Here is a 26,540-nt window from a genome sequence, read left to right on the forward strand (position 1 = left end):
TGGTGTAACACCCTCCCCAGGAAGATCCTGGAATATCGTTCACCAAACGATGCGTTTCATGAAGAGTTACGAAACATCGCTTGATCATAACCATATTTTGGATTACTGTGAGTTGTTGCATTTATTATTGCAATTTAAGAAAAAATTTTATTTCATGTAAAACTCAGGAAAAAGTGGAAAATTGAGGTTTTTTGTGCAATAATGGTGTTGAAAATTCCGTTTCCGGGGAAAAAAAGCGCCTGCTGTCACCAGGGAGCAGCAGGCCAATCAACAGAGGGTAATGATTGAAATATCATTGGTGCGAACTAGGAGGTTGAAGGATTAGTTCATTGGAATGATATTTCATTTTTTATTATAACGAATCTTGACGTATCTGAAAGATTTTTTCATAAATTCAATAATATTTCGGCAAACATTCATTTAATTTAAGCGGAACAGGTGATTCTATTGCACATCGGCAAAAGATTATTGTATTTGCGTAAAAAAAATTCATTATCCCTGGAACAGGCGGCCCAGGGCATCGTCTCCTCCACCCATCTCAGCAACATCGAAAACGGCCGTTTCCAGCCTTCCGATGAAATCCTGCAATTGCTGGCGAAAAAATACAAGGTCCCGGAAAAATATTTGCTCGCCTACGATAAAAAGGATCCGCAGATCGACCAGCCGTTAAAAGAAGTCCTGTTTTTCCTCATTACCGACAAGACGGCGGAAGCGGAGACCCGATTGAAGAAAGTCCGGGAAAAGGGATTCATTCCCCATCTCGAGCAGGAGTTGGAATACAACATCCTGCACACCTGCATGCTGGTCAAAAAAAATCTCCCTTACGAGGAGGAACTGGAAAAATTAAATCTGTTGGTCAACGGGGATGAACTGGAATACCCGAGCTACGTCCATCAATGCTACGCCTACCTGATGGAACAGATCTCTTTTCGCCAGGGCGATTTCGAGAAATGCTACCACTACATCCAAATCTTTTTAAAATACAATCTGCCGCCCTCCGTCTACGCCACCATCCAATTTCACCTGCTCATCATCCTGTTTCATCTGCGGAAGCGGATTTTGGCCGTCAAGCAGGCGGAAAAAGGGTTGAAAATCTTTTTTCAAAACCACCAATGGAAGTTTGTGACCGAGACATACAACATCCTGCTTGCCATTTACTGGACGGAAGAAGACTATGAAACGGCGTTGAATTACGGGAAAAAGGCGCTGGAATTGGCGGAAACCTTCAAGTTCGAAGATACCAAATCCAGGGTATACCACAACTTGGGAATCACCTATAAATCGCTGAAAATGTATGAAACGGCCGAGGAGATGCTCGCAAAATCCATCGAATTGCATCGGAAAGCGAACCAATTTCCGAGAAATTCCCTTTGGTCGATCCTCGACATGTTTGCCGAAATCGACGACAAAGAAAAGTTCGCCCATTGGTATCAGCAAGTGGACCCGGATGATGAGGAGTTTTTCTATCTGTACGTCAAGATGAATCCGGACAAAATCGGCGAATACCTCGACAAATTGGACAAGCTGGCGCAAAAGGCGGAAAAAGACGGCCGATGGGACTTGGCCGTCGAAGCCTATCATCTCTTGAGCAAGTATTTTTACGAAAACAGAAAATACAAAACGGCGATCCGGTATTATCAAAAAATCATCTGCATTCACGAAAGGGACAAAAAAACCCTGTGGAAAAAAATCGGGTTTACCGTTCCCCTGTCCTTTTTCGCTTTCGCCATTCCCCATTAGATCCCGGAACCGGGAGCTTCCGCCGGTCCGGGATCCTTCCTGTCCGGGACCCCTTTCGCGGGGGAAAGCCGTTCAAACTTCACGGCGCGCAAGGAATCCCTTTCGGCATACGTCAGTCCCCCGGGAAAGCCCCGCCATTCCTCCTCCGTCCGGACAGGCTCCGCCAATCCGGGGGATGAAAGGCGGCGGAAACCGGCGGCCCCTTTCACCGGGATCGCACCCGCGTGGGGACCGCCCCATTCACCGGGGCCCCTTTGGCGCATGGCTTTTTTGAAATCCCTCCCGGATGCCGGAGAAAAGATGCGTTTCAGCGCGCCGGGCTCGCCAAACCTTGTTCCAGCAATCGATCCAGGGCCGCGCAGACGGCCAATTTCACATGTTCATAGGTCAGGCCGCCTTGCATGTACACGATGTATGGCTGCCGGATCGGCCCGTCGGCGGTCAATTCCAGGCTCGCCCCTTGAATGAACGTCCCCGCCGCCATGATCACTTCATCCGAATAGCCGGGCATTTCGCTCGGCTCGGGCAGAACGTGGGCATTCACGGGAGAGGCGCTCTGGATCGCCTGGCAGAAAGAAACCATCCGCTTCGGATCGGAAAATTGGATGGATTGGATGATGTCCGTCCGTTTCTCGTTCCAGGCCGGGTTCGTCTTCATTCCCAGCTTTTCGAGAACCGCCGCCGTGAAAACCGCTCCTTTCAAAGCCTGGCTGACGGCATGGGGCGCAAGGAAAAACCCCTGGTACATTTCCAGCAGGCTGTACAGGGTGGCTCCTCCTTCCCTCCCGATCCCGGGACTCGCCAGGCGATTGGCGCATTTTTCCACCAATTCCTTTTTTCCCGCAATATAGCCGCCGGTTTTTACGATGCCGCCCCCGGGGTTTTTGATGAGGGAACCGGCGATGAGATCCGCGCCGACATGGCAAGGTTCCTTCTCTTCCACAAATTCCCCGTAGCAATTGTCGACGAATACGATGCAGTCCTCCTTGATTTCCTTGACAAAGCGGATCATTTCCCGGATTTCCGCGATGGTGAAGGACGGCCGGTCCGCATATCCCCTGGAACGCTGGATGCCGATCACCTTCGTCCTTTCGGAGATCGCCTCCCGGATGCGGGGATAATCGGGAAACCCGTTATCCGCCAGGGGCACATAGCGAAACCCGATCCCGAAATCCCTCAAGGAGCCTGTCCCATCGCCGGAGGCGCCGATCACCTTCTCCAAGGTATCGTATGGTTTCCCCGTGATGTACAACAGCTCGTCTCCCGGACGGAGGACGCCGAACAAGGAAAGGGTGATGGCGTGGGTGCCGGACATGATCTGCGGGCGGACGAGGGCGCTCTCGGCGCCGAAACAGTCGGCGTAGACGGCCTCCAGCGTCTCCCGGCCGTAATCGTCATAACCGTAACCGGTCGACGGGATGAAATGGGATTCGCTGACCCGGTGCCTGCGGAAACTTTGCAAAACCCGGTATTGATTGTATTCGGCGGTCCGTTCGATCGCTTTATGGACCGGTTCGATTTGCTTTTCCACTTCTTCCACCAGAGGTCCCAATACAGAAGCGTGTTTCAAGTCCAGCATCGCAGTTGCTTTTTCCATCTTCCGTAATCTCCTTCTTGCCTTCATTTTTGTCATCGGCTGCCGGAAAAGACCGGGCTCCTCCCCGCCTAAGCGCGGATTTTGGAAAACCTTTCGATTTCCTTTTTTAACGGATGCCCGGGCAAAATATAGCCGCTTGCCTGGTAGCATTCCCCGTCTTTCATCACGGAAAAATGCTCGAGAACCGTTTCTTCCTTCAGACGGGAATAAAGTTTGCCTTCCGGGAAAGGAAGCAGGATTTGATATCTTTCCATCTCCCGGACCGCCATTTCCTCCATCTTTTTTCTCAAGCGGCGGATGTCTTCCGGTTCGAAGGCCGAGATCAGCAAATAATCCCCGCTGACGCTCGGGAAAAACGGTCCGTCGATCCGATCCGCCTTATTATAGACCGTCAATTGGGGAATATGGCCGGCCCCCAATTCCGCCAAAATTTTTTGCACCGTCTTTTCCTGCTGTTCATGGTCGGGATTGGAACCGTCGACGACATGGAGCAGAAGGTCCGCTTCCAACGCCTCCTCCAGCGTGGAACGGAAGGCGGCGATCAGCGCGGTGGGCAATTTTTCGATGAAGCCGACGGTGTCGCTGAGGAGAACCCGATATCCGCTCGGCAGCGCCATCTTCCGGGTCAACGGATCCAAGGTGGCGAACAGCCGGTCTTCCGCCAGGGCGTCCGCATCGGTCAGCCGGTTGAAAATCGTCGATTTCCCCGCGTTGGTATAGCCGACCAGGGCCACCCGGAACATCCCGTTTTTTTTCCGCCGCTCCCGGTACCGCTCCCGGTGTTTGATGACCGCATCCAGCTGCCTTTTCGTTTCATATATCCGCTTTTGGATATGGCGGCGGTCCGCTTCCAGCTTCGTTTCCCCCGGACCGCGCGTGCCGATTCCGCCGCCGAGGCGGGAAAGCTCGTTCCCCCGGCCGGTCAGCCTCGGGAGCATGTATTCCAGCCTGGCCAATTCCACCTGCAATTTCCCTTCCCGGGATCTGGCCCGCTTGGCGAAAATTTGCAGGATCAACTGGGTCCGGTCGAGGATCTCGGCATCCAGCAACTCTGACAAATTCCTGACCTGCACCGGCGACAATTCGTCGTTGAAAATGACCAGATCCGCACCGAGTTCGCCGATCAGGGCTTTCAGCTCCTCCAATTTCCCCTTGCCGAGATAGGTATTCCCGTCGATTTTTTCCCGTTTTTGGGAAAGGACCGCGGCCGTCCGAAATTGGGCCGTATCCGCCAAGGAACGCAATTCTTCCATGGAATAGCTGAATCTGGAATCATCGGTATTCGGCAATTGACATCCGACAAGGATCGCCTTTTCCATAGTACCCCCGTTTTCCGCATGAAATTTGCAGAAGGAATGCCTTCCGCTTCTAGGATCAATACCCATTATAACTTGTCCCCGTCCGAAAAAACAAATGGGGTCTTTTTGCAAGGGAATCCTCGCCGCCGAAAGCAGAAAAACCCGGGTTTCCTCCGGGAACATGGCGATGCAGGCGATGATGGATCGCTTCGAGTCGCAAAGGGTCCGTCTTGTTCTCCTGGAACAAAGGAAATGCCGGGGATTTCCCCGATCGGACCAACGGCCGCTCATTCCCCCCTTAAAAGGGAAGCGGGCGGAACTTCCTCCGGACCCGGCTCCCCGCGACGACCGATGGCGAATTGGCCAGCCGACACCGATGGCGGATTGGCCATGAAAAGAGCCGCCCTTGCAAAAAAGAGCGAGCGGCCGGATTGTCCGCCGGTACGCTTCTGCGGCTTCTCCCCGAAAGGCCATCCGGAAATTTCGGACTCCCGCACCTTCCGGGATTTTCGGCGGATGCGAAGGTTTCCCCTCCCCGTCAATCCTCGTCGGGAAAGACCAGATCGCGGCTTCGGATCGTCATCAATTCCTTTCGGTTGAAATCGTTATGGAGGACGAGCCGCATCGCCTGGACACGGATCGATTTTTCGATGATATTGCGAATATACCTTCCGTTGGAAAAGCGGCCGTTTTGCAGCCGGGATTTGACCCGGACGAGATGATCCCTCAGCCTTCTTTCCGCGTCCGGGGTAAGGACGTACTCCCTTTCCTGCAGAATGATTTTTCCGATCTCGATCAGCTGGTCGACGGTATAATCTGGGAATTCCAAAATGATCGGGAACCGGGATTCCAGCCCCGGGTTCAGGGACAAAAAATAATCCATTTCCTTGGAATATCCGGCCAAAATCAGGACGAATTCATGGGATTTGTCCTCCATATGTTTCACGAGGGTATCGATGGCTTCCTTTCCGAAGTCCTTTTCTCCCCCCCTCGCCAAGGAATAGGCTTCGTCGATGAACAAAATCCCCCCGTTCGCCTTTTTGATCAAATCCCTCGTTTTTTGGGCGGTATGCCCGATATATTCGCCGACCAAATCCGCCCGCTCCGCTTCGATCAAATGGCCTTTCGACAAAACCTCCACCTTATGAAAAAGTTTTCCCAGGAACCTCGCCACCGTCGTTTTTCCCGTCCCGGGATTTCCTTTAAACATCATATGCAAAACCTGGTTCCCGGTCTTTAAACCCAGTTTTTCCCGCTTTTTGTTCACGATGATCCAGGCGTAAATCTCTTTAATGACCTTTTTCACTTCTTCCAGGCCCACCAGATGATTCAATTCCTCATCGATTTCCTTGAGGAATTCCAGTTCCTTCGAGTCCTTCGCCATTTCCTTTTGGCGGGCAGCCTTCGGTTCCGGTTTGTTTTTGGAATGGAGCACGATGTTAATTTGTCCGTTGCTTTTCATGCGGAATGGCTGTTCCATACGTTCACCTCGGCTTTCTTCCTATCCCAGTGTACGTCCGGGTGCAAAAAAAGGTGACAAACGCCCATCTGAAACTTGCGGCCGAACAAATTCCCCGATTTTTTGACAAAGGCGGAAAGCTTGTCAAAAATTGCGCTTTCCCGAGAAATAATCGGCCGCTCAAGGCAAAAAGACCCAGGGTGTAACTATATTTATTCATAAACGGCCGAAGTCATGCCCGTTGTCCGGGCTTTGCCGCATTCCGCGCCGGAAAAAAGCCGGCCGCATGGAGCGCCGGCAGGCGAAGGACGCGTTCGATTAGCGAACGGCAAAAAAGGGCTGAAAACCTCTCCGTTTTCAGCCCTCGATCATCGATTATGTAAGGATCGTTTTTTCTCATTGTTCAAATTCGATCGGGATGTTCCGAATCGGCGCAAAGGTGGAAATGGCGTGTTTATACACCAATTGCTGTTTGCCGTCCGATTCCAAAAGCACGGTAAAGTTGTCGAAAGCTTTGACCGTCCCGCGGATTTGGAAACCGTTCAGCAAAAAAACCGTCACGGGTACATTGTCCTTGCGCAGCTGATTTAGGTATTGGTCCTGAATATTGATTTGCTTCATTTTATGTCCTCCTTCATTTTCTCTATTTATTTTATTTCGCTGAAATCTTCAGCTTTCCTGCTATATGCTCGGTTATTTTTTCGATTAAGACGCCGTAGGGATATGCTTCCACATCGAACCATTGAACGTCCATTTTGTTTTTGAACCAGGTATATTGCCTCTTGGCGTAATTCCGGGTATTTTTTTTCAAAAGTGCGATCGCTTCCGCAAGGGACAATGTACCGTCAAAATAGGCGTACAGTTCTTTGTAGCCGATGGCCTGGATGGACTGGCAGCCGCGCAGGCCCCGATCGTAGAAGCGCCTGGCTTCTTCCAGCAGCCCTGCTTCGATCATCCTGTCCACCCGTTCATCGATCAGCCTGTAAAGGCGTTCCCGGTCCATCGTCAACCCGACGATGGCCGCATCGTAGCGCAATTCATTCCTTTGTTTCCGCAAATGTTCCGTCATAGTCACGCCCGTACTGTAATAGATCTCCAGCGCCCGGATGATCCGCCTCCCGTCATTTGGATGGATTTTTATCGCTGAATCGGGGTCAATGCCCGACAGTTCCCGGTAAAGCTTTTCCGTTCCCTCCCGCCGGAGCCGTTCCTGCAGCTCCTTGCGGAGCCGGCCGGTGTTCCCTTTTCCGGTGAACCGGTAATCATAGAGCACCGATTGAATATAGAGGCCGGTGCCGCCCACGATCATCGGCAAACGTCCCCTTCGGGAGATCTCGCTGATTTTTTCCCGGACGATCCGCTGGAATTCGGCCACGGAAAAAGATTCTTCGGGGTCTTTAATATCGATGAGATGGTGGGGGATTCCCTGCATCTCTTCCTTCTTGATCTTGGCCGTGCCGATGTCCATGCCCCGGTAGATTTGCATCGAATCGCCGCTGATGATTTCCCCCCGGAGTTTTTTGGCCACATCAACGCTTATCTTCGTTTTGCCGACGGCGGTCGGACCGACGATGACTGCCAGTTTTTCCTTGTTGCCCAATCTCTTCCCCGCTTTCAAGAAGAAGTTCAGGAAGACAGATTATTTTTCAGTTTACCATATTTCGGAAAATAAGTTAAGTATCCATTTAGTATTTCCCATCTCTTTCCTCCGTATACCGGGAAGGCCTCAAGAGGGTTGGCCCTCATCCTTTTCCACATGTTTGCCCGGCAACAGAGCCGCCCGGCTACATGATCCGTTTGAACATTTTCTCCAGCTCACGGGTCGAGAAATGGACGATGACCGGCCTGCCATGGGGGCAGGTAAAGGGATTTTTCGTTTGCCGCAAATCGTCCAGCAGCCTTTGGATCTCTTCTTTGCGAAGCCGGTGGTTCGCCTTGATGGAGCGCTTGCAGCTCATCGTGATGGCCGCTTCTTCCCGGAGGCGGCGGTAATCGATCTTTTTCATCGAAAGCACCTGGTCGATCATGTCTTCGATCAGTTCTTTTTCGCTGCCTTTCGGGAACCAGGCGGGATGGCTGCGGATGATGTACGTGTTCGTTCCGAAAGGTTCGAGATTTAAGCCGATCTTTTTCAATTCCGGCAAATTCTCCTCGATTTTTACCGCTTCCTGGTTGGAAAATTCCAGCGTGATCGGGATGAGGAGTTCCTGCCATTCATCGGGGGGATGCCCGAGTTTTTCATAATAGTATTCATATTTGATCCTTTCCTGGGCGGCGTGCTGGTCGATGATGTACAGGCCGTTTTCATTTTCGGCCAAAAGATAGGTGCCGTGCATTTGCCCGATCGGATAAAGGGGCGGAAAACGCCCTTCCGCCGGCTCCTCGCCCCCATCCGCCCCATCCGGTTCCTTAGCCGGAGACCCGGCCGCCTCCTCTTCCCGGAGGAAGGAAAGGCCCGTTTCCTTCTTCACGGCTTCGTCGACGTCCGCGGGGCCGCGGGAAATTTCCGGAGGATGGCCATCCGTTTCCGGAGGATGGAAGCCCGTTTCGGGGAAAAGACCGCCCTCCGGCGGCACGGCCCCCGCCTCTTCTCCGGAAAACCGGGGGACTTCTCCGCCTTTTTCGGGGTAGTCTTCCCGGATTAAGGGATCTTCCCTTTCCATATCCTTCTTTAAGTCTTCCATCCATCTTTTGACCGCTTCCCGTTCTTCCTTCGTCAGCGGTCCCGGACGTTCCCCGCTCCCCTTTCCGGCATGGTCCAGCTGAAATTGGAGCTGCCGGGAAGGCCGAGGCTTGGATTTGACTTGTTCGGCCGGCCGGGGGATCAAATTTTTATCCTGAAAAGCCGAACGGATGCTCCTTTCGATGAATTCGTACAGTTCCCTTTCCTTGCTCACGCGGATTTCCAGTTTCGCCGGATGGACGTTGACATCCAACAGCTCCGGATCCATCGACAAATGGAGGTAGGCGACCGGGAAGCGGCCGACGGGAAGCAGGGTATGGTACCCTTGGATCACGGCGTTGGAAATCCCGTAATTTTTGACATATCTTCCGTTGACAAAAATGGAAATGGAATTCCGGGACGAGCGGGTGAGTTCCGGCAGGGAAAGATAGCCTTCCAGGCGGAAGTCCAGATGTTCCCCCCGCACCGGAATCATCTTCCGCGCGTTGGCCACGCCGTATATGGCGGCAAGCACCTGCCGGGGATCGCCGTTTCCGTTCGTTTGCAAAAGCACCTTCCCGTTGTGGGAAAGCTTCATGGCAATATGGGGCCGGGACAGGGCCAGCCGGTTCATCAAATCAGTGATGTGGGCCAGCTCCGTGTGGATCGTTTTGACGTACTTCAGGCGGGCGGGGGTGTTAAAGAACAGATCGGAAACGGTGATATCCGTTCCTTTGCGGCTGGAAGCCCGCTCGAGCAGGACCTTCTTTCCGCCTTCCAGGACGAGGCGGGACCCCGGCCCTTCCCCGGTGCCCGTCACCACCTCCATGCGGGAAACGGAGGCGATGCTCGGCAAGGCTTCCCCCCTGAAACCGAGGGTCCGGATGCGGAAAAGATCCGCCTCGTCCTTGATCTTGCTCGTGGCATGCCGTTCAAAGGCCATGACCACGTCCTCCTCATCCATCCCTTCCCCGTTGTCGATGACACGGATCTTTGCCAACCCCGCTTCTTCCACTTCCACCTCGATGACGGTGCTGTTGGCGTCAATGGCATTTTCCACCAGCTCTTTCACGACGGAGGCCGGCCGTTCCACCACTTCCCCTGCGGCGATTTTGTCAGCGATCGAATCCCCCAATTGAATGATCTTTCCCATTCGCAGTTCCTCCTCCGCTGAAGGATGGCCGTTATTTTTTCAATCTTTTTTGCAGTTCGTACAGGGCATTCATCGCGTCCATCGGGGTCATTTCCAGCACGTTCAGGGATCTTAATTGCTGAAGCACCTTTTTTTCCTTGAGGGTTAAAGAATTCTTGGGCATTTCTTCTTCACCGAAAAAGGACAGTTGAAAGCCGTCGGCTTCCTCCCCGTCTTCCGGTCCGCCGGAATCATGGGCGTAAGCGGCGACCGGGGAAGCGGGGGCGGGGCCGCCCTTTCGCTTCTCTGCGCCCGTCTCCTCCCCTTCCGTCCTTTCTTCCTTCCCTTCCAGGCTCCGCAAAATTTCTTCCGCCCGTTCGATGAGCTCATCGGGGAGCTTGGCCAATTTGGCCACGTGGATGCCGTAACTTTCATCGGAAGCCCCTTCGCGGATTTTATGGAGGAAGACGACGCTGCCGTTCTGCTCGACGGCCGCCACGTGGACGTTCTTCAGCTTCGGCAGCCGTTCCTCCAGGACGGTCAATTCATGGTAATGGGTGGAAAACAAGGTTTTCGCCCCGATTTTATGGTGGACGTACTCGATGATCGCCTGGGCGAGGGCCATTCCGTCATAGGTGGAGGTGCCGCGCCCGATTTCGTCGAACAGGATGAGGCTGTCCTTCGTCGCGTGGGCGATCGCGTACTGCGCCTCCAGCATTTCCACCATGAAGGTGCTCTGCCCGTGCACGAGATCGTCGCTCGCCCCGATGCGGGTGAAAACTTGGTCGAAGATCGGCAGCACCGCCCGGCTGGCCGGGACGAAGCAGCCGATCTGGGCCATGATGGCGGTCAGGGCGATCTGCCGCATATAGGTGCTTTTTCCCGACATATTCGGGCCGGTGATCAGCAAAATTTCCCGGTTTTCATCCATGTAGCAGTCGTTGGGCACGTAGGTGGCGCGTTCCATCACCTTTTCCACCACCGGGTGCCGCCCTTCTTTGATCTCCAGCCTCCGGTCGTCGGAGAAAATCGGCCGGACGAAGCGGTTCTTGTCGCTGACGCTGGCGAAGCATTGCAGGCAGTCGATCTCGCTGATCCGCTTGGCCAGTTTCTGCAACCGGGGAATCTCCTTTTTCACCCGGTCGCGGATTCCGATAAACAGCTCATATTCCAGTTCGACACTCTTTTCCTCCGCTTCCAGGATCAAAGACTCCATTTCCTTCAATTCGGGGGTAATGAACCGTTCCGCGTTGGCAAGGGTTTGCTTCCGTATGTAACGGTCGTCGATCAGATGGAGATTCGCCTTCGTGACCTCGATATAATAGCCGAAAACCCGGTTGTAGCCGACCTTCAGCGATTTGATTCCGGTCTTTTCCCGCTCTTCCTTCTCCAGTCGGGCGATCCATGTTTTTCCATCCCGCATGGCGCTCCGGTATTTGTCCAATGTTTCATTGTAACCGTCGCGGATGATGTTCCCCTCCTTGACGGAAAGGGGCGGGTCATCCCGGATGGCCTTTTCGATCAATTCGGCGATTTCCGGGCAGGGATCCAAGGTTTCGGCCAAGCCATGGACCGCTTCGTCGGGAATCCGCAGCAGGATCTCCTTGATCGCCGGAATCTCCCTGAGGGTTTGTTTCAGTTGGAGAAGATCCCGGGCATTGGCGTTCCCGAAGGATATTTTCCCCGACAGCCGTTCGATGTCATAGACCTTCTTTAGCGATTCCCTCAGCTCTTCCCTTTCCAGATAGGCGTCCTTCAAGGCGCCGACCATCTGATGCCGCCGTTCGATTTCCTTTTTCGACAACAGCGGCCGGTCGATCCATTGTTTTAAAAGCCTTCCCCCCATCGCCGTCATCGTTTCGTCCAAAAACCATAGGAGGGAGCCCTTTTTGTCCTTGGTGCGGACCGTTTCCGTCAATTCCAGATTCCGTTTCGAAAAATGATCGATCTTCATGTATTGGCGGATCTGGTAAAATTCCGCGGGCTGCAGATGTTCCAGATTCCTTTTCTGCGTCCGGAAAATATAATGGAGAAGCCGGCAAAGGGTCCGCTGCAATTTTTCCCCGCTGACGGGACGCAGGATCTTTTCGAAGGAAGGCGAAGGGGAGGTGTCTTCCTCGCGGGAGATGGTTTGGACGCCGAAATCCTTCAGCCGCTTCTCCCAATCTTCGGGGAAATCCTCGGATAATACGATTTCCTTGGCGCGGATGGTGGAGATTTCGTTGAAGCAATCCTCCGCCGAATCGAATAAGGTGACCTTGCTTTCCCCGGTCGACAGATCCGCATAGGCGAAACCGATGGTGCCGTCGGGAAAAGGCGTCATCGTGGCGAGAAAATTGTTTTCCTTGTCCCGGATCCCCTTCCCTTCGATCATCGTCCCCGGGGTGATGAGCTGGATGACTTCCCTTTTCACGACCCCCTTCGCCTGCTTCGGATCTTCCATCTGTTCGCAGATGGCCACTTTATATCCTTTTTCAATCAACCTTTCGATATAGGTTTGGGCCGAATGGTATGGGACGCCGCACATCGGCACTTTTTCCTCCGCGCCGCCGTCCCGGGACGTCAGGGTGATCTCCAGTTCCCGCGACGCTTTGATCGCGTCGTCGAAAAACATTTCATAAAAATCGCCCAGCCGGAAAAATAAAAAGGCATCCGGATAATCTGCCTTGATTTGCAAATACTGCTGGATCATCGGGGTATATTGCTTCATGCAAACAACACCTTTTCGAACGGTTTTTCTTTTTTATTATAGCATAGGCGAAAAACTTTGATGAGGTTCGGCCTGCGGGATGAGGGCACAAACGGGGAAGTTTCCAAATGGGAGCGGCGCCCGCCTTATTGACAAAGCCGGCCCGTTTGTTATAGTGGTAGCGGGAGGTGACCAGGCATGAAGGTGCAGTATCCTTTGAAAAAAGCGGCGGATATAAAGGAAATCAAGGAATCCTTGAAGCCTTTCGGCGGCCGCTGCGCGAAAATCGTGGACGGGACTTTGGAATATCAAATCAAAGAGGAAAATGAAAAATCCGCTTACGAAGCCTTGAAAGAAAAGGGGATCGTCGATTAATTTGGCAAGCCATAGCTGACGAATAGTCAGAATCCCTTGAAAGAAAGGATTCGTCGATTCATTGACGCTTCTCCCGGCTTTTTTCGGTGTTTTTCCTTAGGCGGGGCGGAGGAAATCAGTTCTTCCTCTTCGCTTGCGGGAAAGAGGAAATCGTCCGTCCCGCTCCGGCCGTCCCGGACTTTCGCCCTTTCTCCCCGGGCTTGCCGTCCTGCGGAGAAAGCGAACTCCCGGGAAATCCCGCCCGGCCGCACAATACGTCCCTTTTTGCGTCTGCTGTAAAAATATACGTTTTGGCATGGGTTGCCGTGAAACACCCGCGTCCGCGGCGGAAAAAAGGCCGCCATCGCCCGGATACCGGCCCCGCGATGAGCCGTCTAAAAACGGCAGCTCCGTAAAGCCCCTGCCCGGGCCGTTCCCGCCGTCCGGAAAATTCTCCGGAAAGGCTTTTCCGAACCTTCAAACCCTACGATCCGTATTTTGCCGGAAAAAAGCCCTGCCGGATGCAAGGCAGAGCCATTGATGCCTATTCTTCTTCCTCATTGGCCAAAAAATCCGGATCGATTTCTTCCAGTTCTTCATCGTCGACGTCCAAGTCCCAATCGTCGTCCTCATCTTCCTTATCGCCCAATTGGACGTGGACCTTCGTTTCCCCGATCAATTCGACAAGAAACTCCCTTTCCACCGTCACCAAGATCTTGTTCCCTTTGTTCGAAATGGCAGCTTCCTGGCAGTTGGGCTGCTGCAAAACACGGGCGATGACTTCCTTGTCGGCGATCGCATTTTCATCCCTGTATTTCAGCTTGATGACGTCCTTGTAGGACACTTTCTCCGATGCCACTTCCGTTTTCGTATTATCATTATAGGAATACCATATGTTAATGTCATAGGATCCATGGATTTCTACCGATTTTCCGGATTTTTTGGCCTCGTATGAGTGGTTGATGATCCAGCAGCCTAAAATGGATGACGGCGCGTGTACGGGACGGATGGCATGGTTGGACTGGGTGTATTTCCTGCCTTTGGCGACAACAGCTTTTGTTATGATCTCTCTATGTTTCGTCATGCGAGCGCAAACCTCCTCAAGATTTTTATCACTTCATCCTATGCGCCCGTCACGCCGTTTGTGATAAAGAACCATGGAAAAAGCACGAACGAAGATCCGCCGTGCCTTGAAAATGCTCTCAAAAAAGAAAAAGGCGGGAGCGAAAGCTCCGCCAAGTCTTTTAACATCCTTGGAAAAAGAGGCGGGACGGCTCCAGATGCGCCCGGATCCTCCGCAAACAGGCACCAAAAACACCGCTTGCGCCATTGAATATGTCCGGACGCAGCACGGGGCGGGGCGGCCCCGCTTCCTTCCGCCTCCGGAAGGGCGGGCGGCGGAAGCCGCCTGCAGGCGCGGCCTCCTTCATCTCCTGCGCCGTCAATGGCAGCCGCCCTTGGCCTCGTATTTCAAATGGGCCCCGGTTTTCCCCTGCAATTTGTCTCCGCCGGTGGATTCGATGATCAAATCGGTCACCGTGTTGGCGATCGTCGTGGAGACCATTTGCAAAAGCTCGTTGACTTCGTATTGGGATTCTTTAAATTCCTGGACGATCGGGATTTCGTCAATTTCCTTTTCCAGGGCTTCGATTTTCGCCTCCACCTGCTTCAAGGCTTCCGTCTTTCCGTAATGCTGGAAATTCACCGCCTGTTTTTGCAGGCTTTTGATGCTGGCGATCTTTTCCCGGACCTTTTGATTTTCGTGGATTTTCGCTTCCGCCCGCTTGAAGAAATCCACCTCTTCGGTTTGGGCGATCATTTCCGCCAATTCCTTCGCCTTTTGCACGATGTCATCCTTCGTATATTTCCCCATTCATTTCACCTCGACCGGTACGTTTTCCTCGACCATTTCCCCGCTTAACGTCCACGTCTTGGCCTCGGTGATCTTCACTTTCACCAGCTGGCCGATCGCCGATTTGGGTCCTTTGAAATGCACCAGTTTATTCTTCCGCGTGTAACCGGAGAGCACGTCCGGATTGGTCTTCGATTCCCCTTCGACCAGAACTTCCACGACTTTTCCTTCGTATTCTTTCATCTTTTTCGCGGAGATTTCGCTGACCAGCTTATTCAGCCGCTCAAGCCGCTCCTTCTTCACTTCCATCGGGACGTTGTCTTTCATCCTCGCGGCGGGCGTGCCTTCCCGTGGGGAATAAATGAAGGTGTAAGCGGAATCGAATTCCACTTCCCGGTAAAGGGACAGGGTTTCTTCAAACTGTTCGTCCGTTTCGTTCGGGAAGCCGACGATGATGTCCGTCGTCAAGGAAACATCGGGGATCGCCGCCCGGATCTTGCGGACGAGCTCCAAATATTGCTCCCGGGTATATTTGCGGGCCATGATCTTCAAAATTTGGTTGGAACCGGATTGCACCGGCAGGTGGATATGTTCGACCAGATTTCCCCGCTTCGCCAGCACCTCGATCAAATGATCGTCGAAATCCCGGGGATGGCTGGTGGTGAAACGGATGCGGGGGATGTCGATCTTCCGCAAATCGTCCATCAAATCCCCGAAACGGTATTGAATATCGGTAAAATCTTTGCCGTAGGCGTTGACGTTTTGCCCGAGGAGGGTGATCTCCTTATACCCTTGGGCCGCGAGCTCCCGGACTTCCCGGATGATGTCCTCCGGACGCCGGCTTCTTTCCTTCCCGCGGGTATAGGGGACGATGCAATAGGTGCAGAATTTGTCGCACCCGTACATGATGTTCACCCAGGCCTTGATGTTCCCCTTCCTCGCCTTCGGCAGGTTTTCGATGATGTCCCCTTCCTTCGACCAGACTTCCACGACCATTTCCTTCGACATGTAGGCTTCGTACAAGATATGGGGAAGCCGGTGGATGTTGTGGGTGCCGAAGATCATGTCCACATGCTGGTGCTTTTCCAGGATTTTGTTCACGACGGATTCTTCCTGGGCCATGCAGCCGCAAACCCCGAGCAAAAGATCCGGTTTTTCCCGCTTCAGCGATTTCAAATGGCCGAGTTCGCCGAACACCCGGTTTTCGGCGTTTTCCCGGATGGCGCAGGTGTTCAGGAGGATGACGTCGGCGTCCTCCGGCTCCTCCGTCGGCTGATAGCCCAATTCCATAAAGATGCCCGCCATCACTTCCGTATCATGTTCGTTCATCTGGCAGCCGTACGTGCGGATATAAAACTTTCTTCCGTCGCCCATTCCCCGCAAATGGTCGGGAATGGAAAAATCCTTCAAGTATCGGACCGCCTCTTTTCCCCGCCTTTTGGCGTCCTTTAAAGAAGGGGCAATGTAAACCCTTTGGAAATATTTGCTGTAATCTTTTTCTCCCGTTGCGGATTTTTTGTCCGCCGGAGATGCTTCCGTCGTGATTTTGCCGGACGCGCGTTGTTGCTCGTTCATACCGATCTCCTTTCATCGCTTGAAAATGTGCAAGTGACCAGGTTTAGACCTTATTTTATTTCTTTTATCCGTTTCATAACATGATTGTACCCCATTTTTGCAAAAATCGCCAACAGCAGTTGCCAGTTGTATGTGTCAAGTTTTTCTCGACATTGCTTTAAGCATGCTATTTTCAGCGCTCACTTTTTGTACGCTCACTTTCAGCTACCGCGCTTTCGCTTGGTTACCTGAATTTTTTCGTCACGTTCTTCGAACCTGACAAAAAAATTCAGGGGATTATCGTAAACTCTTTATTAATTGTCCAATCGCACTTGAATGAGCCCCATATAAGCTAATCCGACCTTGTTTCACTCCAATTGACGGACGAGTAGTCTGGTGAAGAAGACTCGCCAGTCTGGTCGTTTTTTTCACGTCTCGTTGTTTTCTTTTACTTCTATGTTGGTGTTTGAGATACACAGCCCGTAAGGTTTGATTTAAGATGCCTTGTTTCACTTTTACCATGGCTTCTCCACCTTCTGGGCTCCAATGCATTCCTCTTTTTTTCATTCGGAAGGAGATATGTCTTTGGTTCGACTCCATCGCTCCCAAGCCTCTTGCATCATTCAGCGGGTTCCCCACTTTTTCTCTCCAATCAAATATTCGGTCCCAATTATGTTGAATATAAGTACGAAAATCCTTTACCTTTTCCAGCTTTTTCGGATCCTCTAGCGTGCTTTCGTAAGTGTCCATCCATAACTTAAAATTTTCGAGATTGTGCTCTTTTATCGCCTTTTTAACTGCGTCTTTATATTCACTTTTTCCTCCACCAAATGCCCGAATGAAAGCTCGAGAAATATGGTAAGGATCCAGTTGATTCAGGACAGGATACCGTGATTGTGAAAAGGCTTCTTGAAACTTCTCTGCTGTGTATCCTTTCCCCCATCGCTATTCGTGACGATTTGGGCTTTTTCTAATGAATAGTGATGGGCTGCAAACGCTTGAACTTCTTTCCAAAATGCATCCGAGGACACGGTCGTCATGATCACTTTTGGCTGCCGTATGGATACTCTCTTTCCGTTCATATCCCATCCTTCATACACAATCGCATGATGAACTTCCATGCTTTTTTTCTCCGTTCCATGAACAAATACTCCATCTGCTTCTGCAAATAAGATGTCCACTTCTTTCCCCTTCGAAAGGGAAGCCGCCTCTTCCAATTCTTCCACCATTTCTTTATCTGCTTGGGCTTGCGCTTTTCCTACCCTTTCTACAATACTTCCAACTGTTTGATGACTGATGTGAACAGCCGTCCACTCTTGTAACACTCGGGCCGTTTCACGGTAGGTACATTCACTGGCCAATTCGGCTACCTTTACTTCCACCAAAGGACTAAAACGCTGATATTTCCGAAATCCGATCCATTCATCAAAAACGTAGTGTGGATGTCCTTCTCTGTCTCCCAATAACGTATGTTGAAAATTAACAGCACCAAACGTGAACTGAATGGTCTTCGAATCTCTTCGTTTGACGGTCCAACCTTCAGCTTGTTTCTTTTTCACGATGGCTTGATCGATTTTTGTGAAAACTTCCCCTAACAAAGTCGAAAAGACATCATACATGAACCACTGGATACGTTCCTCTAGATCAATAAGATTTTCGATGAAGTCCAAGAATTTGTGTAAAAAGAAGCGGGGCACAAAGCGGTTCTATTTTCTGGAGACTTAAGTTCGCTGGATGGGAGTCGTATTTTACACAAACATTAGGACTTGACCATTTAGAAGATGTATATATTATTATAATGGATTAAAATGAACACCAATTTCAAATGGAGATTATAGACTAAATCATTTACTCAATAATCTCAGAAACATAGTTGTTCCAGTAGCTCAGTTGGATAGAGCAACGGCCTTCTAAGCCGTCGGTCGGGAGTTCGAATCTCTCCAGGGACGCTAAGTAAATATCACCGATTCTAAAAAGCTTACAAACGTTGTTTATCAATGTTTGTAAGCTTTTTATTTTTAATTTATATTTTCTTTATTTTATAAAAACTACTTCATACTAAACGCATCTCTAAAACTATTCTTTCTCCTTTTATCATGTTACGTGAAGAATGAAAATTTTTGTCGAAATTTTTTGATTGATATTATTAGTAAAAATATATACAATTATGGTAGTATATGGTAACTCGAGGTACCCATAATTTTATTATGATTATAAAAAAATTTTTGAGATTAATTTCTGCAGTAATACTAACGTTATCATTAATTACTGCTTTTGTTTCTTCGGATGCATCAGCTGCGACTTACGTTACTTATAGTGAACGAGGAATAAAGTATTTAGCATACTCAAAAAATATTCTTTATTATAGTAGTAATTCTACTAAGGTAACTTCTTCAGAATGCGACCAAACACATAGTGGCTTTTTCGTTCGTAATAAGGGTTGTAATAAAAATTCTACCTTAAGTAGTACTTCTAAACATACTTGGACTTTTAAAAATGAATTTTTAGCGGGGGCAGTAATTGGAGGAGTAACAATCGGATTCTCAGATATTATTATTGATCAAGTCATTGTGTATCCAAATGGAAAAAAACCTACTTGGAAATATGATATTTAAACTATAATATTAATAGATATTATGTGGTGGCTCGAGATACCCATACTAATAATCTATTATGAATTTAAATCCTAATTATAAATAATATTAATATTTATGTATAGTTTTTAGGAGTTGTACTATGATTCAAGTAAAAAATTTTTCTAAGAGTTATTCAAATCAAATTATTATTAAAGAATCTAATTTTGAAATTAAATCACAAAGAATTTCTTTTTTAATGGGACCGAATGGTGCTGGAAAGACAACAACTATTAAATGTCTAATGGGTATGGAAAACCATTTAGGAGAAATTTTATTTGATGGTAAAAAGATTGATCAAGTAAGAGACCGATGTTTAGTTATTTGGGATGACTGCCCTTTTTATACAAATCTCAGTGGTTTTCAAAATTTACTTATTTTCGGTGAAGGCAAGAAATCCAAAAATGAGATTAAGGAGATTGCTTCAAAGTATTTAGACTACCATACTATAAAAAATAAAGTGAAAACTTATTCCTACGGTCAAAAGAAAAAATTAGCTTTAGTATTAGTTGAGATTCTTGAACCAAAATATCTAATTATGGATGAGATATCAAATGGATTAGATTTTGATATGATAAGAAATCTACAAAAAAGTATAAAGTCCTGGTCAAATAGTATGACTATTATCTTAACTGGTCATCAATTTAGTTTTTACAATGAGATAATTGATGATGTATTTGTCATAAGAGATAAAGAAATAGTACTGTTACAAGAGAATTTTAGTAATAGCGGCATTATGTTGGAGGATATATACGATGAAGAAAATTCTTGAACAAGAATTAAGGTATGGAATAAATTCTAAAATTTATTTCATCTTGGTAATGTTTCTTTGTGGACTATTCGGAGTCATATTATTTCTTAATTATTCATCAGTTACTGAATTGTATCAGGAATATGAGGGGTTAATAAATTATTATGAGAAAAACAATCTAAATATCGAAGAAGAATTAAATAATGAATATATAGTAGAAACATCTGAAAATGGAGGAACAATAATTAATCCAATTGTGTACTATAATGACGCTTTAAGTAAATATATTTATGCTGCTAGCTCTGAATACAGATTATCACAACTATTAGAATCATCTATTTTATATTTTCCTATAGTATTTGGATTGTTAGGTTTAGTTATTTCTACAAATGATTATAAATATAGAACGATTAAACTTCGTACAGTTAGAATAAACAAAAATAGATTAGGTTTGGCTAAGCAAATATCTATAGCTATCAGTTCCTTTATAATCATTGTTGTGTCTTTGCTCTTTGCATATATTGTAGGTGAAATTATGTATCAGTATTTAGCAGGAAAAATTCCAATCAAAGATTTCCCTATAGAGACTGATACATTCGGTGATAGATCCTCTATATTTTTAAAGTTTTTCTTTGCTTATATTATTGCCTTATTTTTTGCTGAAATTGGCTACACTTTTGGTATTTTGTTTAAGAATATGTATGTAGGTATAATTATAATTTTTGTATATACATTTATAATTCCGAACTTAGGAGTATATGATTTAAAGAATACTATTTTTTACTTTGCTAATCAAATTTTTGATTTTTACGGAGTTATTAGTGCCGATGTTTCTGAGAATACAGGTTTCATATCTTCATTTTTTATCATTTTATTAACTTTTATATTATCGTTTGTTGTAAATAATATAGTATTTAAGAAGCGAAGCTCGTTCGAAAGTTAATATTTGATTGAAATCAGTAAAAACTATTGGAGATGGATATATTGCGAAAGTATATTAAAGTCATATTATTTAGTATATTTAGTATATTAATATTGATTGCATTTGGTATTATACTAACTTTAGTTTCTTTATTTTTGTTTAATTATAATATAAAGGAAGGTACAAATGTTTGGATCTATGTCAAGTTTTTGGACACAAAATTGTAAATTTCCATATTATATCCTCTAAAATTGTTATAGAATTTTCAAATTCTTCCAGCTTTAGATATGTACTCCGCCGATAAAATGTGCTAATTTTTTGGCATATTGGAACGGGGGAGATTTTTTTTAGGTCCTTTGTCAAATGTTGGGGTGGGGGCCTGCGGCCTTACCCCACATGGACCCCGATTCTTTTATACTTGTATGTAAGCAGGATCCTTGCCCTTGCCCCCTCGAAGTTCCTGAATCCATACGCATTTCGCTTCATCACTTTCGTGTGGTTATTGATCCCTTCCAAAAAGCCATTCGTGTAGCCAAAAATAAAACTGTTCAGGATTTCCATTTCCCAATTCCTCAAAGTCCGAACACAGCGTTGAAACGCTTCAATCCCTGACTCTTCGACACGTTGATAAAATTGATGCAATTCTTCCTTGGTTTGAAGGATGCCTTCCGCCCCATTNTCTTTGGCCAGCTCCAGCCAACGGCAAAAGGCCTCTTTCNGTTCATAGGCTTTCTTCAGCGTCTCCGACTTCTGGAGGTATCGGTTTAAATACCAGCGTTCCTTTGCGCTTAGTTCCTCCTTCTTTTTGTAAAAGATCCGCCTCATCCGCTTGCATTTCTTCCGGTCATAATCACTCCAGGCGGCCTGCTCGTCCCTTCTCACCTGATCCAGCGCCCAATACACATACCGGCAATCATGAAACCGGTCGGCGATGATCAGGGGGGCGACCCAGCGCCTCCCGCACGGCCAGCTTAAAGGAATGGCTCATATCCATAATGACCGTTTCCACCTGGGCCCCATACTTTTTTAGGTAACGGCTGATGGTTTTCTTCTTCCGATTGGGCAAAATCCTGCGGTTCCCCCGTTTGGCCGTCGGCGATGATCACCTGATACTTCCCGGCGCGCATATCCCCTTTATATTCATCGATGGCGATAACTTTCGGCAATTGCGGATGTCCTTGTAATTCCTTCTTGGCCACCGCATCAAAACGCCGGATCACCGTCGAAACCGAGGCCCCGAACTGAAAAGCCAAGTCTTTGAACGTTTTGGCATGAATGCTTCGCACATTCACGGCCTGGTTCCACTCTTTGGAAAACCGCTGATACCGCTCAACGAACGGATTTTCTTCCGCAAACCGTTTTCCGCATGTTTGGCAGGCATATCTTCTTTTTCTGTAAAAAAGAACCGTCGGGCGCTCAAACCATTTGAAATGCCGGATCTTTTGAATGCGGTAGTCGTGGATTTTTCTCCCTTCCGTACCGCAGCGGGGGCAGCGGTGGGGCTTCACAGGCATTTCGACGTAAAGGTGAATCGAATGTTCACAGATTTCCACTTTATTGATTTTCACATCTTTCAAACCTGGGAGAAATATGTTACGATTCAATTGACACGTGGCTCCTTTCTTTGTTGGTTGACCAAATCCAGTATAAAAGAAATCGGAGCCCACGTGTCTTATTTTTTGAATTGTTTCTAAACCCCAACAAATAGTATAGAGCCGAAATTCTTAAGGCACTTGGGCTGGAAGATATCCCCGCATATGGGGTTAAAGATAAAAGGACGAAAACATATCTACATACCAAAAAATAAAGAACTCCCCAAAAACGCGATCATGACGCTGTTTTCGGGGAGTTTTTGTTTCTGGAACTGTAAAAGTCGGGAAAAAGGGCATGAGTAAGGAAATGAGCCGACTCATGCCCATGAATGCCCGTTAGGACGTTCATCTTCGCTGTTGACCCGTGAACGGGGATTGCCCTTTTTCGAAGACGCTCATTGGGCCGTATAGCCGCCGTCGACCAGGAGGCTTGCCCCCGTGATGAAGGAGGCATCATCGCTAGCCAAAAAGACGACCGGGCGGGCGACTTCCACGTCTTTCCCGAGGCGGCCGATCGGATGCAAGCCGATCAATTGTTTCTTCAATTCCGGGTCCAAATCGTTAAGGAGCGGCGTTTCAATATATCCCGGGCATACGCAGTTGACGCGGATCCCCTTTTTCGCGTAGGTGACCCCCAACGTCCTTGTCAGGTTCACGACGCCGCCTTTGGCCGCGGTATAGGAAGTCACCGAATCCTGGCCCACATGGCCGAGGATGGAGGCGTTATTGATGATCGATCCGCCTTTCCCCGCTTCAAGCATTTGTTGGATGGCGTATTTATCCGTTAAAAATACGCCCGTTAAGTTGATGTCAATCAATCTTTGCCAGTTTTCCAAGGAAAGTTCGTGGGCGGGGGCAATGTCGCCGATGCCGGCGTTGGCGAAAACGATGTCCACCGGGCCGAACCATTCTTTCGTTTTCTCAAACAGTTCCTTCACTTCCGCTTCTTTAGAAACATCGCATTTGAAAAAGCGTACCTGTTCGGGGCCTCCGATTTCCCTGGCCCTTTCCTGACCGGCATCGCTGTAATCGCTTAATACCACTTTAGCCCCCTCTTTGACGAATTCCTTGACCGTGGCCAAACCGATGCCGCTGGCCCCGCCGGTGACAACTGCGACTTTCCCTGCCAGTTTCATTTCCATCACCCCATCAGAAAAGATTGGTCAAGTTTATTATAGCTTTCTGCCTATGCCTCCTACAATACCCTCCCGGGCGTGGGCGGGACAAAAAAGGCAATTTTAGGACATTTTTCACATTTTCCTTTCTTAAACGGCGGAAACGTCCTTCGGGCAAGACGCCCAATTTTCGGACATATTTCACATTTACCGATGGGGTCGGAAACCGCGGCGGGGATCATGCCAAATAAAAAAGCCTGAGCGTGAAAGCGTTCAGGCAAGGAACGAGGAAAAGTTTTTCTGCCCTCTTATCTCGGTTCAACGATCAGCTTAATGGCCGTCCGTTCTTCGCCGTCGATGAGAATGTCAGTAAAAGCAGGGATACAGATCAGATCCACTCCGCTCGGAGCTACAAAACCTCTTGCAATCGCGACCGCTTTTACCGCTTGATTAAGCGCGCCTGCGCCAATGGCCTGGATTTCCGCTCCCCCGCGCTCCCTCAGAACGCCCGCAAGCGCACCGGCTACAGAGTTCGGATTCGATTTTGCTGAAACCTTTAATATTTCCATTTTTTGCTCCTCCTTGAATAATCGTGGCCATAAGGATGATGATTGGTTTTTGTGGTTTCATTGCTACTATATTCAAGGAGGAGCGGCCCTATGACGGATTCGGATAATTTTTAAAAAATCCTCAGACCTCTTCCGGTTCCGCATTTTTCACGGCGATGCGCTCGATCCTTTTCGCCGTTCCCGTCTTCTTGTCGACTTCGATGAGGACCGCGTTGAATTGCAAGATTCCCCGTTTCGGCACTTCGAAACGGACGGGAAGATTGGTTAAAAATTTTTTAATGACGGCCTCCTTCTCAACGCCGATGATGCCGTCCGCCACCCCCGTCATGCCGCAGTCGGTGAGATAGGCGGTGCCGTTCGGCAAAAGGGTTTCATCGGCGGTTTGCACATGGGTATGGGTGCCGACGACGGCGGAAACTTTCCCGTCCAGATACCATCCCAGCGCCTGTTTTTCGCTCGTCGCCTCGGCGTGGAAGTCGACGAAGATGATATTCGTCCGTTTTTTCGCCTCGGCGATCAATTCATCCGCCTTTTTGAACGGGCAGTCGATGGCCGGCAAAAAGGTCCTTCCCTGCAAATTGATCACGGCGACTTCCAGGTCGTTGACTTTAATGAAAACCATCCCCGAACCGGGGGTTCCTTCAGGAAAGTTCGCCGGGCGCACCAAATATTTTTCGTCGCCGATGAATTCAAAAATTTCCTTGTTGTCCCAACAATGGTTTCCCATCGTTACGGCCTGGATCCCCATCTCCAAAAATTCCCGGTAAATTTTGTGGGTAATCCCTTTTCCTCCGGCCGCGTTTTCCCCGTTGACGATCGTTACCGTCGGATGGTACTTTTCCTTGATTTTCGGCAGGAAGGATTTCAATGATTTTCTTCCCGGAGCACCGACCACATCCCCGATGAATAAGATTTTCATAAGAATTCCTTTCTAAAAGTAAAATTTAAGCTCTGCTTTCTTTCATTATATAACGATTTTTCCGATCGCGCGAGCGGCACGGAAAAACAAAGGGCGATGCCCGTTACGCATCGCCCTTTTTATTTCGCGTATTCGACAGCTCGGGTTTCCCGGATGACGGTCACTTTGATCTGTCCGGGATAATCCAGTTCTTCTTCGATCTTTTTCCGGATGTCCCTCGCCAGGCGGTGGGCTTCCACATCGTCGATGATTTCCGGTTTCACCATGATGCGGATCTCCCGGCCAGCCTGAATGGCGTAAGATTTCTCAACCCCGGCAAAGGATTCGGAAATTTCTTCTAATTTTTCCAGACGGCGGATGTAGTTTTCCAGCGTTTCGCTCCTCGCCCCCGGCCGGGCTGCCGAAAGGGCATCGGCGGCGGCGACAAGGACGGAAATGATCGAGTTCGGTTCCGTATCGCCGTGATGGGAAGCGATGCTGTTGACGACGACGGGGTGTTCCTTGTATTTTGTCGCCAGTTCCACCCCGATTTCCACATGGCTCCCCTCGATTTCATGGTCGACGGCTTTGCCGATGTCATGGAGCAGCCCGGCCCTTTTGGCCAGGACGATGTCCTCGCCCAATTCGGCGGCCATCAGGCCGGCCAGATGGGCCACTTCGATCGAATGCTTCAGGACGTTCTGGCCGTAGCTGGTGCGGAATTTCAGCCGTCCCAAAATCTTGATCAAATCGGGATGCAATCCGTGAACGCCGACTTCGAAGGTCGCCTGTTCGCCGACTTCGCGGATATATTCATCCACTTCCTTTCGCGCTTTGTCCACCATTTCTTCGATGCGGGCGGGATGAATTCTCCCGTCCTGAACGAGTTTTTCCAGGGCCAGCCTGGCCGTTTCCCTGCGGATCGGATCAAAACCGGACAAGATGACCGCCTCCGGAGTGTCGTCGATGATCAGATCGATGCCCGTCAGCGTTTCAAGGGTGCGGATATTCCGTCCTTCCCGGCCGATGATCCGTCCTTTCATCTCATCGTTCGGCAGGTTGACGACGGAAACCGTCGTCTCCGCCACATGGTCCGCGGCGCAGCGCTGAATCGCCAAGGCGATGATGTTCTTCGCTTTCTTCATCGCTTCTTCCCTGCCGCGGTTTTCGTATTCTTTCACCATAACGGCGATATCATGGGAAAGCTCTTTTTCCACCCGTTCCAAAATGATGGCTTTCGCTTCCTCTTTCGTCAGGCCGGAAATCCGTTCCAGTTCGGCCAGCTCTTTTCGCACCATCTCTTCCACTTTGCTTTCCATCTCTTCAATTTGCTGTTGTCTTTGGTTTAAGGCTTCTTCCTTCTTTTCCAATGCCATTTCCCGTTTATCGAGAATTTCGCCTTTGCGGTCCAGATTTTCCTCCTTCTGCAGCAAGCGGTTCTCCTGTTTCTGGAGCTCGCTTCTTCGTTCCCGAAGTTCCCGTTCGGTTTCCGAGCGAAGTTTATAGATCTCCTCCTTCGCTTCTACCAAGGCTTCCTTTTTCAAGGATTCCGCTTCCCGCTTCGCATCCTCGAGAATTTGGTAAGCGGCGTTTTTGGCGCCCGCGATCTTCGCTTCCGTAACGGATTTACGAATGAAATAACCAGCAACAACACCGACGAGGGCAAGCAAAATGGAGATGATGATATGAAACAGGTTCATCATTTCACCTCCCCTTGCTGTAT

19 protein-coding genes, 1 tRNA gene and 2 pseudogenes are annotated in these 26,540 nt (G+C 49.1%); 6 read left to right on the plus strand and 16 right to left on the minus strand.

Features of this window, described 5'->3' with window-relative positions:
* The first annotated feature begins 438 nt into the window (after window positions 1–438).
* Complete coding sequence (locus A3EQ_RS0115900) at window positions 439–1,740, plus strand: tetratricopeptide repeat protein (protein ID WP_081626254.1); 1,302 nt, start codon at window positions 439–441, stop codon at window positions 1,738–1,740.
* Between the two features lie 307 nt (window positions 1,741–2,047).
* On the opposite strand, the gene A3EQ_RS0115910 is transcribed toward A3EQ_RS0115900, so the two are convergent.
* The 7 genes from A3EQ_RS0115910 to mutS form a co-directional block, all read right to left on the minus strand.
* Window positions 2,048–3,337 carry a methionine gamma-lyase family protein gene (locus A3EQ_RS0115910; protein WP_020156146.1) on the minus strand — a complete coding sequence of 430 codons (1,290 nt, stop codon included), beginning with the start codon at window positions 3,335–3,337 and terminating at the stop codon, window positions 2,048–2,050.
* 68 nt (window positions 3,338–3,405) lie between these two features.
* Window positions 3,406–4,656: a GTPase HflX gene (gene hflX / locus A3EQ_RS0115915; protein WP_026500019.1), complete on the minus strand. Its 1,251-nt coding sequence runs from the start codon at window positions 4,654–4,656 to the stop codon at window positions 3,406–3,408.
* Window positions 4,657–5,173: 517 nt separating this feature from the next.
* On the minus strand, window positions 5,174–6,115 hold the full coding sequence (gene spoVK, locus A3EQ_RS0115925) for a stage V sporulation protein K (RefSeq protein WP_020156149.1): 942 nt from the start codon (window positions 6,113–6,115) through the stop codon (window positions 5,174–5,176).
* Window positions 6,116–6,490: 375 nt separating this feature from the next.
* A complete protein-coding gene (gene hfq, locus A3EQ_RS0115940; protein WP_020156151.1) occupies window positions 6,491–6,715 on the minus strand; it encodes an RNA chaperone Hfq in 225 nt (74 codons plus the stop codon).
* Between the two features lie 31 nt (window positions 6,716–6,746).
* On the minus strand, window positions 6,747–7,694 hold the full coding sequence (gene miaA, locus A3EQ_RS0115945; protein WP_020156152.1) for a tRNA (adenosine(37)-N6)-dimethylallyltransferase MiaA: 948 nt from the start codon (window positions 7,692–7,694) through the stop codon (window positions 6,747–6,749).
* 184 nt (window positions 7,695–7,878) lie between these two features.
* Entirely contained in the window at window positions 7,879–9,909 is a 2,031-nt protein-coding gene (gene mutL, locus A3EQ_RS0115950; RefSeq protein ID WP_020156153.1) for a DNA mismatch repair endonuclease MutL, read from the minus strand.
* A 31-nt stretch (window positions 9,910–9,940) separates the two neighbouring features.
* Window positions 9,941–12,598: a DNA mismatch repair protein MutS gene (gene mutS / locus A3EQ_RS0115955; RefSeq protein ID WP_020156154.1), complete on the minus strand. Its 2,658-nt coding sequence runs from the start codon at window positions 12,596–12,598 to the stop codon at window positions 9,941–9,943.
* Window positions 12,599–12,775: 177 nt separating this feature from the next.
* Between mutS and A3EQ_RS22735 the strand changes: the two genes are divergently transcribed.
* Entirely contained in the window at window positions 12,776–12,952 is a 177-nt protein-coding gene (locus A3EQ_RS22735) for a hypothetical protein (RefSeq protein ID WP_020156155.1), read from the plus strand.
* Window positions 12,953–13,475: 523 nt separating this feature from the next.
* Here the strand turns inward: A3EQ_RS22735 and cotE are convergent.
* From cotE to A3EQ_RS21345, 4 genes and pseudogenes are all read right to left on the minus strand, one after another.
* Window positions 13,476–14,015: an outer spore coat protein CotE gene (gene cotE, locus A3EQ_RS0115975; RefSeq protein ID WP_020156158.1), complete on the minus strand. Its 540-nt coding sequence runs from the start codon at window positions 14,013–14,015 to the stop codon at window positions 13,476–13,478.
* A 357-nt stretch (window positions 14,016–14,372) separates the two neighbouring features.
* Window positions 14,373–14,804, minus strand: coding sequence for a RicAFT regulatory complex protein RicA family protein (locus tag A3EQ_RS0115985; protein WP_020156160.1), 432 nt, complete (start codon window positions 14,802–14,804; stop codon window positions 14,373–14,375).
* Window positions 14,805–16,358 (minus strand): tRNA (N6-isopentenyl adenosine(37)-C2)-methylthiotransferase MiaB, encoded by a 1,554-nt coding sequence (miaB, locus tag A3EQ_RS0115990; protein WP_020156161.1) that lies wholly within the window; start codon window positions 16,356–16,358, stop codon window positions 14,805–14,807. It lies immediately after the preceding gene.
* A gap of 276 nt (window positions 16,359–16,634) precedes the next feature.
* Window positions 16,635–18,034 (minus strand): annotated as a pseudogene (locus A3EQ_RS21345) (ISLre2 family transposase).
* 178 nt (window positions 18,035–18,212) lie between these two features.
* Here A3EQ_RS21345 and A3EQ_RS0116000 point away from each other — a divergent pair.
* The 4 genes from A3EQ_RS0116000 (at window position 18,213) to A3EQ_RS0116010 (ending at window position 20,664) form a co-directional block, all read left to right on the plus strand.
* A tRNA-Arg gene (locus A3EQ_RS0116000) sits at window positions 18,213–18,286 on the plus strand.
* A 228-nt stretch (window positions 18,287–18,514) separates the two neighbouring features.
* On the plus strand, window positions 18,515–18,952 hold the full coding sequence (locus tag A3EQ_RS22590) for a hypothetical protein (RefSeq protein WP_153017685.1): 438 nt from the start codon (window positions 18,515–18,517) through the stop codon (window positions 18,950–18,952).
* 121 nt (window positions 18,953–19,073) lie between these two features.
* Window positions 19,074–19,742, plus strand: coding sequence for an ATP-binding cassette domain-containing protein (locus A3EQ_RS0116005; RefSeq protein ID WP_020156162.1), 669 nt, complete (start codon window positions 19,074–19,076; stop codon window positions 19,740–19,742).
* Window positions 19,726–20,664: a hypothetical protein gene (locus A3EQ_RS0116010; RefSeq protein ID WP_020156163.1), complete on the plus strand. Its 939-nt coding sequence runs from the start codon at window positions 19,726–19,728 to the stop codon at window positions 20,662–20,664. Before A3EQ_RS0116005 ends, A3EQ_RS0116010 begins: the two co-directional genes overlap by 17 nt.
* Window positions 20,665–21,030: 366 nt before the next feature.
* On the opposite strand, the pseudogene A3EQ_RS21350 reads toward A3EQ_RS0116010, so the two are convergent.
* The 5 genes and pseudogenes from A3EQ_RS21350 to rny all read right to left on the minus strand — a co-directional run bounded on the left by A3EQ_RS21350 (window position 21,031) and on the right by rny (window position 26,520).
* A pseudogene (locus A3EQ_RS21350) lies at window positions 21,031–22,247 on the minus strand (ISL3 family transposase).
* 383 nt (window positions 22,248–22,630) lie between these two features.
* Window positions 22,631–23,371 carry an SDR family NAD(P)-dependent oxidoreductase gene (locus A3EQ_RS0116020; RefSeq protein ID WP_026500021.1) on the minus strand — a complete coding sequence of 247 codons (741 nt, stop codon included), beginning with the start codon at window positions 23,369–23,371 and terminating at the stop codon, window positions 22,631–22,633.
* A 287-nt stretch (window positions 23,372–23,658) separates the two neighbouring features.
* Window positions 23,659–23,919, minus strand: a complete 261-nt coding sequence (gene spoVS / locus A3EQ_RS0116025; protein WP_010193268.1) for a stage V sporulation protein SpoVS — start codon at window positions 23,917–23,919, stop codon at window positions 23,659–23,661.
* Between the two features lie 121 nt (window positions 23,920–24,040).
* The gene (locus A3EQ_RS0116030; RefSeq protein WP_020156165.1) at window positions 24,041–24,838 is read right to left on the minus strand and encodes a TIGR00282 family metallophosphoesterase; all 798 of its coding nucleotides are present in this window, start codon (window positions 24,836–24,838) and stop codon (window positions 24,041–24,043) included.
* Window positions 24,839–24,957: 119 nt separating this feature from the next.
* Window positions 24,958–26,520 (minus strand): ribonuclease Y, encoded by a 1,563-nt coding sequence (gene rny, locus A3EQ_RS0116035; RefSeq protein WP_244874603.1) that lies wholly within the window; start codon window positions 26,518–26,520, stop codon window positions 24,958–24,960.
* Window positions 26,521–26,540 lie beyond the last annotated feature (20 nt).

It is taken from the genome of Caldibacillus debilis DSM 16016 (assembly GCF_000383875.1).
Taxonomy (GTDB): domain Bacteria; phylum Bacillota; class Bacilli; order Bacillales; family Caldibacillaceae; genus Caldibacillus; species Caldibacillus debilis.